11 protein-coding genes are annotated in these 13,681 nt (G+C 60.9%); 6 read left to right on the forward strand and 5 right to left on the reverse strand.

Annotated elements, in window-relative coordinates; genetic code table 11:
* Nucleotides 1-32 precede the first annotated feature (32 nt).
* Nucleotides 33-2,951 (reverse strand): leucine--tRNA ligase, encoded by a 2,919-nt coding sequence (gene leuS / locus CRD18_RS07535; RefSeq protein ID WP_070866341.1) that lies wholly within the window; start codon nt 2,949-2,951, stop codon nt 33-35.
* Between the two features lie 60 nt (nt 2,952-3,011).
* Between leuS and CRD18_RS07540 the strand changes: the two genes are divergently transcribed.
* The 4 genes from CRD18_RS07540 (at nt 3,012) to CRD18_RS07555 (ending at nt 6,819) form a co-directional block, all read left to right on the forward strand.
* A complete protein-coding gene (locus CRD18_RS07540; protein ID WP_016421712.1) occupies nt 3,012-3,623 on the forward strand; it encodes an SdpI family protein in 612 nt (203 codons plus the stop codon).
* A 71-nt stretch (nt 3,624-3,694) separates the two neighbouring features.
* Nucleotides 3,695-4,678 carry a bile acid:sodium symporter family protein gene (locus CRD18_RS07545; RefSeq protein ID WP_016421713.1) on the forward strand — a complete coding sequence of 328 codons (984 nt, stop codon included), beginning with the start codon at nt 3,695-3,697 and terminating at the stop codon, nt 4,676-4,678.
* Nucleotides 4,679-4,786: 108 nt separating this feature from the next.
* Nucleotides 4,787-5,917 (forward strand): DUF695 domain-containing protein, encoded by a 1,131-nt coding sequence (locus CRD18_RS07550; protein ID WP_016421714.1) that lies wholly within the window; start codon nt 4,787-4,789, stop codon nt 5,915-5,917.
* 14 nt (nt 5,918-5,931) lie between these two features.
* Nucleotides 5,932-6,819 carry a hypothetical protein gene (locus CRD18_RS07555; protein ID WP_049170092.1) on the forward strand — a complete coding sequence of 296 codons (888 nt, stop codon included), beginning with the start codon at nt 5,932-5,934 and terminating at the stop codon, nt 6,817-6,819.
* A 51-nt stretch (nt 6,820-6,870) separates the two neighbouring features.
* Here CRD18_RS07555 and CRD18_RS07560 read toward each other — a convergent pair whose 3' ends face one another.
* The 4 genes from CRD18_RS07560 to CRD18_RS07575 form a co-directional block, all read right to left on the reverse strand.
* On the reverse strand, nt 6,871-7,221 hold the full coding sequence (locus tag CRD18_RS07560; protein WP_070767131.1) for a branched-chain amino acid transporter permease: 351 nt from the start codon (nt 7,219-7,221) through the stop codon (nt 6,871-6,873).
* Nucleotides 7,218-7,901, reverse strand: coding sequence for an AzlC family ABC transporter permease (locus tag CRD18_RS07565; RefSeq protein WP_187406621.1), 684 nt, complete (start codon nt 7,899-7,901; stop codon nt 7,218-7,220). Before CRD18_RS07565 ends, CRD18_RS07560 begins: the two co-directional genes overlap by 4 nt.
* 111 nt (nt 7,902-8,012) lie before the next feature.
* Nucleotides 8,013-8,654 (reverse strand): YqgE/AlgH family protein, encoded by a 642-nt coding sequence (locus CRD18_RS07570; RefSeq protein ID WP_016421725.1) that lies wholly within the window; start codon nt 8,652-8,654, stop codon nt 8,013-8,015.
* A complete protein-coding gene (locus CRD18_RS07575; protein ID WP_016421726.1) occupies nt 8,654-10,096 on the reverse strand; it encodes a CCA tRNA nucleotidyltransferase in 1,443 nt (480 codons plus the stop codon). Before CRD18_RS07575 ends, CRD18_RS07570 begins: the two co-directional genes overlap by 1 nt.
* 160 nt (nt 10,097-10,256) lie before the next feature.
* Between CRD18_RS07575 and CRD18_RS07580 the strand changes: the two genes are divergently transcribed.
* Both CRD18_RS07580 and CRD18_RS07585 read left to right on the forward strand, forming a co-directional pair.
* The gene (locus CRD18_RS07580; RefSeq protein ID WP_172954592.1) at nt 10,257-11,114 is read left to right on the forward strand and encodes an NUDIX domain-containing protein; all 858 of its coding nucleotides are present in this window, start codon (nt 10,257-10,259) and stop codon (nt 11,112-11,114) included.
* A 6-nt stretch (nt 11,115-11,120) separates the two neighbouring features.
* Nucleotides 11,121-13,658, forward strand: coding sequence for a hypothetical protein (locus CRD18_RS07585; RefSeq protein WP_049170095.1), 2,538 nt, complete (start codon nt 11,121-11,123; stop codon nt 13,656-13,658).
* The last annotated feature ends 23 nt before the right edge of the window (nt 13,659-13,681 follow it).

A 13,681-nucleotide genomic window follows, 5' to 3' on the forward strand; every position in this document is an offset into this window, starting at 1 on the left:
CAGACACTTTCTTGTAGGCATTAGCCTCCCGGCTACTTCTTCACAACTAGATTGACCATCTTGCCCGGAACGACAATGACCTTCACGATATTGCCACCGGCGTTCTCCACAGCTGCGACAACCTTTTCGTCGGCACGCGCGGCGGCCTCGATGTCCTCGCGGGAAGCATCGGTAGCCACGTCAATGCGAGCGCGAACCTTGCCGTTGATCTGAACTGGCAGCTCAACGGTGTCGTCGACCAGCCACTTTTCGTCAACTGCCGGCCACGGACCGTGTGCCAGGGACTCGGTGTGGCCGAGACGGCTCCACAGTTCCTCCGCGATGTGCGGTGCCACAGGGCCAAGCATGAGGGCCAGCGGTTCCACGGCGGCGCGCGGGGCACCGGTCGAACCGTAGGTCTTAGTCAGGTAGTTGACGTACTCAATGAGCTTTGCGACGGCCGTGTTGTCACGCAGCTCTGCGTAGTCAGAGGTAACCCCTTCCACGGTGCGGTTGAGCGCCTTGAGGTCGTCGTCGGAAAGCGCTGCGTCCGTGACGGCGAGCTCACCGGAGTCCTCATTGACCACCAGGCGCCAAGCGCGCTGGAGGAAGCGCTGCGAGCCGACCAGATCCTTCGTCGCCCACGGGCGGGAGGTGTCCAGCGGACCCATGGCCATCTCGTAGACGCGCAGGGTGTCAGCGCCGTAGTTGTCGCAGACCTCGTCGGGGGAGACGGCGTTCTTCAGGGACTTGCCCATCTTGCCGTACTCCTGGAAGACCTCCAGGTCAGAGCCGTCTTCGGCACCGCCTGGGATGAGGAACTTACCATCGCGCTCAACAACCTGATCCGCCGGCTGGTAGACACCACGGGCATCGGTGTATGCGTAAGCCTGGATGTAGCCCTGGTTGAACAGACGGCGATACGGCTCCTTGGAGGTCACGTAGCCGAGGTCGAAGAGGACCTTGTGCCAGAAGCGGGAGTAGAGCAGGTGCAGCACTGCGTGCTCGACGCCACCGACGTAGAGGTCGACGCCGCCTGGGTCGTCCTTACCGTGAGTCTCCGGGCGAGGGCCGGTCCAGTAGCGCTCGTTTTCCAGGTCAACGAACTCCTCAGCGTTATTCGGGTCGATGTAACGCAGCTGGTACCAGGAGGAACCTGCCCAGTTCGGCATGACATTGGTGTCACGGCGGTACTTCTTCTTGCCATCGCCGAGATCGAGCTCGACATTGACCCAGTCAGTGGCCTTGTCCAGTGGAGCCTTTGGCTCGGTGTCAGCATCGTCCGGGTCGAAGGTGACCGGCTTGTAGTCCTCGACCTCTGGCAGCTCGACCGGAAGCATGGACTCGGGCAGCGCGTGGGCGTGACCGTCCTCGTCGTAGACGATGGGGAAGGGCTCGCCCCAGTAGCGCTGGCGGGCGAACAGCCAGTCGCGCAGCTTGTACTGGACCTTCTCGTGACCCGCACCTTCCTTCTCCAACCACTCAATGACGGTGGCGATGGCGGTGTCCTTGTCCAGGCCATTGATGTCCAGGCCGGAATCATTGGCGGAGTTCACGCACGTACCGTTACCGACGTACGCCTCCTTTGCAATGTCACCACCTGCGACGACCTCGCGGATTGGCAGACCGAAGGCAGTGGCGAACTCGTAGTCGCGCTCATCGTGGGCCGGGACAGCCATGATGGCACCGGTGCCGTAGCCAATCAGGACGTAGTCGGAAATGAATACCGGCACCTGCTCACCGCTCACCGGGTTGGTGGCGTAAGCGCCCAGGAAGACACCGGTCTTTTCCTTGTTCTCCTGGCGTTCCAGGTCGGACTTGGAGGCAATTGCGGCGCGGTAAGCGGCGACGGCCTCGGCTGGGGTTTCCTTGCCGAAGGTCCAGCGCTCATCCACGCCCTCGTAGGAACCGCTGCCGGCTTCAACCAGCTGATCCACCAGCTCGCGCTCAGGAGCGAGCACCATGTAAGAGGCTCCGAAGAGAGTGTCCGGACGAGTGGTGAAGACCCTGATCTTGGTGGAGACCTTCGGGCCGACCTCGGCTGTGAAGTCGACCTCGGCACCGCGGGAGCGGCCGATCCAGTTGCGCTGCATGGACTTGACCTTGTCCGGCCAGTCCAGCAGCTCCAGGTCGTCGACCAGGCGGTCAGCGTATGCGGTGATGCGCATCATCCACTGGCCCAGCCGCTTGCGGAACACCGGGAAGTTACCGCGCTCCGAACGGCCCTCGGCGGTCACTTCTTCGTTGGACAGCACAGTGCCGAGGCCCGGACACCAGTTGACCATCGAATTCGACTGGTAAACCAGACGGAATTCGTCGACTGCTTCGCGCTGCTCGGTCTCGCTGAGCTCAGCGTAGACGCGACCGTCCTTGGTAGCCATCTCGCCCGACTCCAACAGTGGAATCAGCTCATCGATGCGACGGGCCTTCTTCTGATCCTCATCGAACCAGGCGTTGTAAATCTGCAGGAAAATCCACTGCGTCCACTTGTAGTAGTCCTGGTCAGTGGTCGCGAAAACACGGCGGCGGTCATGGCCAAGTCCCAGGCGGCCCAGCTGTCGCTCCATGTTGGCGATATTCGTTTCCGTCGTCACGCGCGGGTGCGTACCGGTCTGGATTGCGAACTGCTCCGCCGGCAGACCGAAGGCGTCGTAGCCCAGGGTGTGCAGCACGTTTGCGCCCTGCATGCGGTGGAAGCGCGCGAAGACGTCGGTGGCGATGTATCCCAGCGGGTGGCCTACGTGCAGACCGACACCGGACGGGTACGGGAACATGTCCTGGACGAAAAGCTTGTCCTTCGGCGGAGTCGAGCCGTCGGCAGCTGCCAAATCGCCCACCGGGTTGGGGGCGTAGAAGGTGCCGTTATCTTTCCAATACGCCTGCCACTTTCCCTCTAGCTGAGTCGCCAGCTCGGGGGAGTAGCGGTAGTCGGTGGCTTCTGCCGAGGACGAGGACTTTTCGCTGTTGGTCATGGTCTCACAGTCTAATAGGTGCGTTTGGCACGTGCTCAACCACCTATATAAATTGGAAGCATGATTGTCATCCCTGTAATTACCCTGGTTCTGGCTGTTTGCATAGCCGTTGTCGCTGGTTTGGCATGGTCGGCGAAGCTACCGGGTAATAACTGGATCGGAATTCGTGCGCCTGAGGCTCGAAAGTCCCAGGAAAACTGGGATATTACGCACCGCGTTGCCGGCCCGCCGTGGGCTGTGTCCGCTGTCGCTTTCCTCGGTGCCACCATGCTCGGCTTCCTCGCCATCCGCCCGGAGGCCTCTGGTTGGATGTGGCTGTGGTACGCCGTCGCTCTGCTCGCCGGTATCGCCATGCTCGGCATTGGTGCGGCTATCGGCTCGCACACCATCGCGCTTTACGACGCCAAGGTCTCCGCCGAGTCCGGCTCCGGTTGTGGGTGCGGTGACGGTGACAGCGGCTGTGGCTGTGACTCCGCCGCCACTGATGCCGCCGACACTGCGGCTGATGATGCCTGCTGCTCCGACAACCCGGCAGCAGACTGCGGTGTCTCCGGTGGCTGCAGCTCCTGTGGCCTGGAAGGACTGTGCACGGACAAGGGCTCATCCGCGAATGCCACTTTCAAGCCTGTGGACAAGGATGCGCTGCGCAAGGCAGCTGAGCAGAAGAAGTAAAAAATTATTGCAGAGAAAAGCTTCTGCAAAATAGTAAGACAACATCTGGTTGCCCACTAAGCTATTTGTCCATGTGGCAACGAATTGTGAATTGGCGTCCAGATCCCCTCATCGTCGGTATCGTTGCTGCAGCGATACTGGCGATTATTTTTCCTGCAAGCGGCACTACCGCTGAGGTTTTCAGCTGGGCCACAAAGATCGCCATTGGCTTCTTGTTCTTCCTCTATGGCGCGCGCCTGAGCCCGCAGGATGCGTTGGCCGGTGTTAAGCATTGGCGGCTGCACATAACCATTCTGGCTTTCACATTCGTGCTGTTCCCAATCCTCGGCCTGCTGATGAAACCCCTGGATTGGATTCTTTCTCCTGGCCTCTACCTGGGCATTTTGTACATGACGCTGGCACCGTCGACGGTGCAGTCGAGTGTGAACTTCACGTCCATCGCCAAGGGCAATGTCGCCGGCGCCATCGTCAGTGCCTCGGCATCTAACCTGCTGGGCATTGTGGTCACACCGGTGCTGGTGATGCTGTTGATGGCCACCGGTGGCGGCATTCATGTGGATTCGTCGGTGTTCTTGGATATTTCGCTGCAGTTGCTGCTGCCATTCGCAATCGGCCAGCTCACTCGCCGTTGGACCCTGAAGTTTGCCGCCGCGAAGACGACTAAGAACGTTGACCGCCTATCCATCGCAATGGTCGTTTACGCAGCCTTCTCCGAGGGCATGGTGCAGGGCATCTGGTCGAAGGTGCCGGCAGGGGACATTGTCATCCTGTGTGTGCTTTCGGTCGTGCTGGTGGAATTCGTTTTGCGGTTGTCCGGATTCATCGCAAATAAGATGGGCTTCGACCGCAAGGACCGCATTGCGATTCAGTTCTGCGGTTCGAAGAAGTCCCTGGCCACCGGTCTGCCCATGGCTGCCGTTATCTTCGGTGCCGATGCCAGCCTCTACATTTTGCCGCTGATGATTTTCCACCAGATTCAGCTGATGATCTGTGCGGTCTACGCCGCTCGCTGGGGCAAGGAAGCAGAAGCTGAGCCGGAGCCACAACCCGCTTAACGCGGTCTAGCGCATGGACCCGAGGGGCGAATCCGGCTTGGCACATATACTGGGGCGCACAACATAAGGTTCGGTTTTAAACGAGCAAACGAAAGTGTGAGATTCAGCATGGCTAACGAGAATCCGGCTCCGTTCTCCCCGGAACAGCGCGCCGCAGAAGAGACCGCGATCAATGAGTTCTGGTCGTGGTGGAACTCTTTTGGCGCCGATGCGCTCGACTCGATGTTTAGTGTCCAGCTCGGTATCGATGGTGCCCCGAACGCCGCCGATGTGGACATTATTGATGTCCAGAAGGAGGTCGGCGGCCGCATCGCCGCTATTAATGACCGGCTCATCTGGGGGTTTGAGGCTGGCGCTCCGTATTCTCGCCATCTTCTGACTGTGAGCGCTGCCGGCGATCCGGAGCTGCGCCCGGTCGCTCGCCGTTGGCTGGAGGCCGCGCCTGACGACGGCGCGGTGTGGTCTTTCACCGACCTCCGCCAGGCGGATCCGGCGATGAAGCTGTCGCTGGGGGATGTCGCAGCTACGTTGGTTGCACAGGGTGCTCTCGAGGCCGATGCTCCCGCCGAGGTCGATCCGGCAGACGCCCGCGTGGCTGTTAGCAGTGGTCATGGGGCAGTGGACGTTCGCCTATTCCACCCGCTGTTCCCGGCAATTGCTCAGTTGGAGGACGGTGAGCGCTTGGTAGCTCAGCTAGGTTTCACACTGCTGCAGCTGGCTCTGGGAGAGGAGGACTTCGGCCTGTGGCTGCGCGGTTTCGCCTTCGCTGGCGAGGAGCCGGAAGATGCTATCCCGCTACCGGAGCTGGGCGGTGTCGTCGAGCAGCTCGCGGAAGAGTGCCCGGAGTGGCTCACCATTGATGCCGAAGCCAACGGCCAGCCGCTCGTCGTCGCTACTCGCGCTCCGATTACGCAGCTGGTGAGCCCGACTATGACGCAGCATGTGCTGATTCAGCTCATGCTCGCTCACATTGACGACAAGGGCTTGCCGACGGACGAGTCGAAGGAATCCCTCTCCGAGTTCAATACCGCTGCCGCTGAAGCCATCGCTGAGGACAAGGGTATTTTTGTCGCAACTGAGCAGTCCGACGGTATGGCTCTGCTGCACTTCTTTATTGACCCGGCATCTGATGCGGAGGCGGGTCTGCGAGCTGTTGCGCAGACGTGGACCGACGGAGAGCACGTTGTCGACACCGCTTACGATCCAGCTTGGCAGCGCGTCGGCCACCTGCGCGTGTAGATTGGTTTTTTGTTATGAACGCTCGTCATCGTCTTACTCCACGGCCTTCCCGCGCGATTCGCATGGGTCTTACCGGTGTCATCGCTGTCACCAGCCTTCCGCTGGCAGCTGGAAACGTCGCTGCGGCTCCGCAGCCAAAACTGACTCCGCAGGGCACTATTGATGCTCCGGGGCGAACCCAGATCAGCTTTACCCACACCCCAAGTGGCACGCACTACGGTACGGCGAACGAGAATGAAGCTCGTCCGGGGCTTTCGATTGTCAAGCTCTACATTGCGGACTACGTCTTCAAACATGGCACAGAAGCGGACAAGGCGAAGGCCACAGAGATGATTCGCTACTCCGATGACAATATCGCCAGTGAGCTCTATGGCCGTTACCCGGATTCCATCAACGCCACTGCGCGTGAATACGGCCTCAGCAACACCCACGATGCAGGTCACTGGGGAAATTCAACTACGTCCAGCGCGGACACTGTGAAGTTCCTGGAGGCCAAGAAGCGTGAGAACACTTCTGACCCGGTTCTGGTTGCTATGAGCACCGCGTCACCTGTGGCAGCGGATGACTACCGTCAGGATTACGGCACCGCCACGCTGCCGGGTGTTATTGGCACAAAGTGGGGTTGGTCCGATGACCGCCAGAGCGTTCACGCCTCGGCATCCATTGGACCTGACTTCAGCGTCGCTGCTAACACCTACGGCACGAAGGAAACTCACACCAGCGATGTTCAGAATGCCTTCGACGGCACGCTGGGCACTCCATCGCTGCCGGACATCCCAGGCGTCCCGAACCTGCCCGAGAGCCCAAATCTCGGCGAACTACTGAATCTGCCGGAATCCCCGCAGCTGCCCCAGATTCCGGGACTACCGGACTTCACTGGTCAGGTACCGGCACAGTTCTAGCCACTGCCGCTAGCCACTGGTCCGCTGGCACCGTCCCACACACAGCGCACCTCACGCGACAAGGTTCACGAGGACCATATACAGCGCCGTGCCTACAAAAATCGAAATCACGGTGTTGCGCCGCCACCAGTGCAGGCCAACGGTGACGGCCAGCGCTACGGGCACGGCCCAGGCAGCGCCGGGGTCGCCACTCTCACCGCTGAGTCCTAGCCGCCCGAAGACGGTGTAGGCAACCAACGCCACCATGACTCCAACCGGCATGGTCGTGCCGAGGAACTCGAACAGGGGAGACCCCTTCAGAGTGCGCACGAACGCAAACGGCAGCGCACGCAGCGCAACTGTCACCGCTCCCATCGCAAAGAGCGCGGCAAGCACATAGCCGGAATCGGGCAACGCAGTCATGCTCGCTCTCCCTCCGTCGTACGCGGCTTGCTTGCCGACGCCATGCGCATCACCCGATCCACCCGCGGTGACCACACGCGCAACAGCAGCAGGCCGAAGTACATCAGCAGTCCGATAACCAGCATCTGGTTCGGGTTAATCAGCCAGCCCACCAGCGTGCAGACGATAGCGGACAGGGGCAGTGACCAATCCTTGGAAGTCTCAAACGCGTCCATGGCCAGCACCGTAAAGAGCGCCACCAGTGCGAACTCGGCACCGCGGATACCCTCGGGCAGTGCTGCGCCGGTTAGAGCCCCGACAATACCGGAGCCCACCCACAGTAACTGACAGAGAATCTGAATCGTCAGCAGTCGGTGGCCCGACATCTTTTCGTCCGCATTTGCCGCAGAGACGATGGCATACGACTCGTCGGTAAGCGCGTATGTGGAGTATGCGCGACCGAGACGAGACTGTATCCGGTCGCGTGGGAACGTCAGCCCATAGAAGACGTGGCGGAAGTTGACCATAAAGGACGTCACGGCACAGCCGAGCAGACCCGTATGCGCCATAACCAGGCCGACAGCGAGGAATTCCATCGACCCCGCGTAGACCACGAAGGAGAAGATGGGTGCCCACCACCAGCTAAAGCCAGTTTGTGCAATAAGCAGGCCGAATGCGAGCCCCAGCGGAATGAGGCCCATGCCCACAGGCAGTGTCTGCCGGATGCCGGCAGCTATGTCGCTGCGGTCGCTGTTTCCTGTGGCGCTACTTCCTTCAGCCCTGTTTCCTTCGGTATTGATGTGCTCACTCATCTAGTTGTCACGTACATCTACGGGATAGGTGCCATACAGTGGCAGCGGCCAGGGCTGACGGCGCATGCAATCACCCCAGATGTCCGCGGCAGCAGGCGCGAGTACATCTGAGGGCAGGGCAGGGGCGACGTACCAGTCACCGCGCTCGAGCTCGTCTTCCAGCTGCCCCGGATCCCAGCCTGCGTAACCGGCGAAGATGCGTGCGCCATCTATGCGGTCGCGTACGCCCTCCGGCTCCGCACCGAGGTTGACCAGCGCAAACCTGTGAGCGATGCGTTCCATCAGCGGGGCACCGGTAATACTGTCGGTCTCCTCTGGGAGGGTGGCACCATTTCGCACCACACCAATGCAGATTGGCTGTGTCTGGTTGACCGGACCCCCGACGTAGAGCACCGGCGGCTTGGCCATCAGCGGCGCCCAAGGCTCGAGCACATTGTGCACCGGCGTCTGCGAACGCTGTGTGAGATCGACACCAAGGGTGCCGTGTTCATCGTGCTCAATAAGGAAAATCACCGAGCGGGAAAACTCCGGCGAGAGCATGCCGGGTGCTGCGAGCAGCAGCATCCCGGCAGCCGGGTCGTTGCGCTCAAGGCTGGTAAAAAGCCGGTCGCCGTAGAGATTTTCCGGATTAATCGATGCCATTAGCTCTCACTTTCGCTTTCAGCCTGCTCACCGGACTGCTCGTACCACCATTTCTTCAGCGCCAAGATAGCATCCTCACGCTCCAACGGACCGGACTCCAATCGCAGCTCTTTCAGGTAATTCCAGGCCTGTCCGACTTCCTTGCCGGGCTTCAGGTCCAGAATTTCCATGATTTCGTTGCCATCCAGGTCGGGGCGGACGCGTGCGAGGTCCTCCTGCTCAGCGAGCTCCTTGATTCGCGCTTCCAGGCTGTCGCAGGCGCGTGCGAGGCGTGCTGCTTTACGACGGTTTCTTGTCGTACAGTCGGCCCGCACGATTTTGTTGAGTCGTTCCAACAAATCTCCGGCATCGTTGACATAACGTCGCACCGCCGAGTCCGTCCACTTGCCTTCGCCGTAGCCGTGGAAGCGCATGTGCAGGTAGACCAACTGCGAGATTTCGTGGTTGGTCTTCTTCGGGAACTTCAGTTTCCGAAGGCGGCGTCGCACCAGCTTCGCGCCGACAACTTCGTGCTGGTAAAAGGTGACGTTTCCCTGCTCGTTGTAGGCACGGGTAGCGGGTTTGCCGCAGTCGTGCAGCAGTGCCGCCCAGCGCAGTACGAGGTCCGGTTCACCGGGTTCTTCCTGGTCAATAGCTTGCCGCATGACCTGCAGAGAGTGTTGGTAGACATCCTTGTGCTGGCGGTGTTCATCCTGCGTCATGCGCATGTCGGAGATCTCCGGCAGCACGCGGTCGGCCAACCCCGATTCCACCATCAGGTCGATACCTCGGCTTGGGTCCGCACCCAGGATGAGCTTGTTCAGCTCGGTGGAGATGCGCTCGACCGTGATGCGGTCAATTTCGCTGGACATTTCCTTCAACGCCTTGAGCACACGCGGTGCCACGTCGAACCCCAGCTGGGATGCGAAGCGGCAGGCACGCAGCATCCGCAGGGGGTCGTCGCCAAAACTGACCTCCGGCGCCCCCGGGGTGTCCAACACACCCGCGACAAGATCCTCGAAACCTCCGAGCGGGTCGAGGAAGGTGCGGGTGCCGTCACCATGGAGCTCCACGGCGATGGCGTTACAGCGGAAGTCACGGCGAATTAGATCGCCCTCCAGCGTGTCACCGAAAGTGACCTCCGGATTGCGGCTGACCTGGTCATACGTATCCGCACGGAATGTGGTGATCTCCACCTGACGGCCATGCCGTTCCGCGGAGAGTGTGCCGAATTCAATGCCGGTATCCCAGACAATATCCGCCCAGTCATCGAGGATCGCGCGCGTCACTTCCGGGCGCGCGTCGGTGGTGAAATCGAGATCCACGCCCAGTCGCCCTAAGAGAGCATCGCGCACAGAACCGCCCACGAGGTACAGGCGATGGCCGGCTGCACTAAACGCAGCTGCCAGCGAATCGAGGATCTCAGACTCCTTGGCGATCGCCTGATCCGCCACTGCCAGCATTGCCGTCCTGCGCACCTTTGGGTCCGCGTCAGCAGCCGCCGGAGTAGCACCGGGAGGTGTAGTCCCCCCGGGCTGGTCACCATTTGTCGTTGAAGGAGTCGATTGTGTCACGACCGACACAATACCCGCTTATACCTATAAACCCGGTAGTCTAAGTGGAATGAACAACGTGGTACGCAATGACAACTCGGCGGCGAAGAGCCGTCGACGTCGTCGGCGACCGCGCAGAAGAGGTGGCGTTTCCTCGTCCACCAACACGAGCAACGCTACTACCAGCGGAAATTCTGCAAAACGTAGTGGCTCCGGTGCCAATGGCCCCCAAAAGGCCAAGCCAAACTCCGGTGGCGCCAAGAAAAATTCCAAATCACCGAAGTCGGCACGACCCTCGAAGCAGTCGAACAACCGCGGTGGCCGTAAGAACGGTCAGGATAGGAACAATCGCCGTCGTCACGCACAGACGAAGCGCACGAACAATCGCCGCGCGCACTCGTCGCGCGCGCAAAATGCAGCGCCGATGCAGACCTCGATTGAGACTTCGGCGGGCGGACTGGTCGTCTCGGGGCTTGCCGAGGCGGTCGGAGATGGCGGCAAGGTCAACCTGTCACGGATTTATGTCGCGCTCATTGGTCGGCACGATCGTCGCGGGCGCCTGCTGTGGTCGATGCCTAAGGGCCATGTCGAACCCGGCGAAGCTTTCGATTCCACCGCCGAACGTGAGGTGTGGGAAGAAACGGGCATTCGCGGCGAGGTCATCGAAGAGCTCGGTGTGATTGACTACTGGTTTGTCTCCGATGGCACGCGAATTCACAAGACCGTGCACCATCACCTTCTGCGCTACGTCGATGGCGATCTGAACGACGAAGACCCCGAGGTCACCCAAGTCATGTGGGTTCCTGTGGATACCCTGGTGGAACGGTTGGCCTACGCTGACGAACGCAAACTGGCCCGGCGCGCGCACAATCTGCTGCCCGATCTCGCCCGCGCGGAAAAGCGAGCAGGCCGGCAGACGCCGAGGTGATTGCGCATGTTCAGGTTGCAGTTGCCAAGAAATGTTGTTCGTAAAGTCACGGCCGCCACCGCAGCGCTCATACTGTGCTTGCCGACGACCGTTGCGCCCCCAGCTTTTGCGCAAGATGAGCAGTTGTGGGGCAGTGGCACCAATCGTGTCGGTGAACAGGGCCCCCTTCGGCTTTCGATAACCAGCTTCACTCCGCATGTCGCGGCTCTACATTCGACGCTGACCATCAAGGTGCAGGTGCACAACACCTCCGATGCGGATATCAGCAATGTTGCGCTGCGCCCACAGCGGGCCGGCGCACTGGCTTCCTCTGCAGATGCGCGGACGATTCTCGCTGAGCCTGAATCGGTGTTTGATGTGGCTGGGACCTTCAGTGCCCCCATCGAGCTGAAAGCGGGGGAGAAGCGTGAGGTTACGCTAAGTGTTCCTATCTCCGCACCGGCTCCAGAAGGACTCGACATCACGGAAGCCGGCACGTTTCCGCTGCTCATCAATGCTAACGGGCAACCGGCAGATGACATCGACCGCCTGCTGGCGGAAACACGCGCACTGCTTCCGGTGACGGATCCGCAAGCGGAAGGTGATGAGCCGGAACCGCCTGCCGGTGATCAGAACGACAACGATGAGACCGACAATTCCGATGCGCCCACCCGCCGCGACCCAGTGCCGTTTTCGCTGATTTGGCCCATCAGCCAGCCAGTGCCACTGGTCGGCGGTGAGACCGGTGACGCACCCTCGTCGCCGAATCTCATCCTCACCGACAATTCTTTGGCCGAGTCTCTCGAACGCGGTGGCCGCCTCGACGGTTTGCTCACCTCGTTGGAAAAGGGCTTTGCCGGCCCGGATGGGCAGAGGTTGCGGGAATCAACCTGCATCGCCATCGACCCGGAGACCCTCGACGCAATCTCCAGGATGACCCGCGACTACTGGATTGGCACCAGCCGCCCAAGTCCTGTGGAGTCCTCTCCGCGACTGCGGGATTCCTGGGGAAACGCGGATGACACCAATCTCACGCATATGCCCGCCAGTGACAATGCTGCCGCCTGGCTCAATCGGCTGCACGATCTCACACAGGACACCTGCACACTGTCACTGCCGTGGGGCGGCACCGATGCCAGCGCCGTGGCTCGCGTGGGGGATCACGAGCTTTCGATGGAGGCACTCGCCGCTGGTCGGCAGACTATCGCCAAGCATTTGGACGTTCAGGCACTGCCGGGCCTCTATTTGCCGGCCGAGGGATACGTGACGTCGGAAAGCGCCCCGCTGTACTCGGCGGCGACGGCCCTGAGCGGGACCGCCCCGGAGCGCGCATTCGAAGACCGCGTAGATACCGGCGAGGCGATGCCACCGTCGCCCACTCCACCCGAAGCCGCGCACGACACCACCGTGTTAGTCGCAGACAACACCGCCGTCACCGCCGATGGTCAGACACTGCGCCCCGGCCATAGTGGCGTGCTTGCCGACGGTAGCCGCGCCTTCGCCCTCCCTGGGGCACTGACAACCTCTCTGGCTGCAACAGGACGGTCTCCCCAGACTGTGGCGTATTCGAATCTGCTCGGACGCTACGATTTCCGAATCGACTCCGAAGCTGCACGGATGCAGACAGCGATTGGCACTCTGTTCCAATCATTGACTGATTCGGATGACCCTCGCGCGGCTGTGGTGGCAGCACCGCCGTCCGGTTGGGATCCACGCGCTAGCGACGCTGAAGATTTCATGGCTGCGGTCAGGAAAGCCGTGGACGATAACCTGGCTGAGCTGACTCCGCTGATGGACTCCATCACCGCTTCAGCTCACGACCTGGATGCGGGCTCGGTTACTCCAATTGACAAGCTTGCCGATCCCGCGCCAGTGAGTGAGACGCTCGTGGAGAAGGCTCAGACGGCCTCCCGCGAGATCACCGACCTGACCACAATCATGTCCAACGATCCCAATGTCGCGCTGACGCGGTATGAATTCACCCGTCCCCTGCGGCACGACTTGCTGCGCTCGTTTACAACTCTCGGCCGGCGAAATCAGCTGCAGTCAACTGACGTGCAGCGGCGGAGCGAAGAACTCAGCGACCAGGCACTGATTATGAATCGACGCCTGCGCAATTCGGTGACGTTGGTAGCTCCCGGCGGTGTCTACACCCGCGCAACGCAGCTGTCGCCGATTGCGGTGCTGGCTCGTAATGGCCTGCCGCTGCCGGTTCCCGCGTTCGTGCGCGTCGGCGCTGGAGATTCGGTGTTGGAGGAGAAGTATGAGGCCGCCATCCCCGCCAAGGGGTCGGTGACTGTTCAGTTCACTCCGAAGTCGGGTGATGATGCAGAATCCACTCCGGCGACCAATGCTCCAGAGGGAGACCGGCCACGGGATAGTGGAGACAACTCCCACAACCTGTTGCTGTGGCTCGAATCACCTGGCGGCACGCCGATTTCTCGATCAGTGAGTATTTCCGTGCAATCGGGCGCTTCGGTTGGGGTTTTGGCTATCGTGACCCTCGTCATCGTCACTGTTGGTGGGTTTTTTGCCGCAAAACGGTCTCAGTACTTTCGGAAATAGACCCCCTTTTAAGCAACAATAGG

This window comes from Corynebacterium sp. LK31 (genome assembly GCF_014335015.1).
In the GTDB taxonomy this organism is placed as follows: domain Bacteria; phylum Actinomycetota; class Actinomycetes; order Mycobacteriales; family Mycobacteriaceae; genus Corynebacterium; species Corynebacterium jeikeium_D.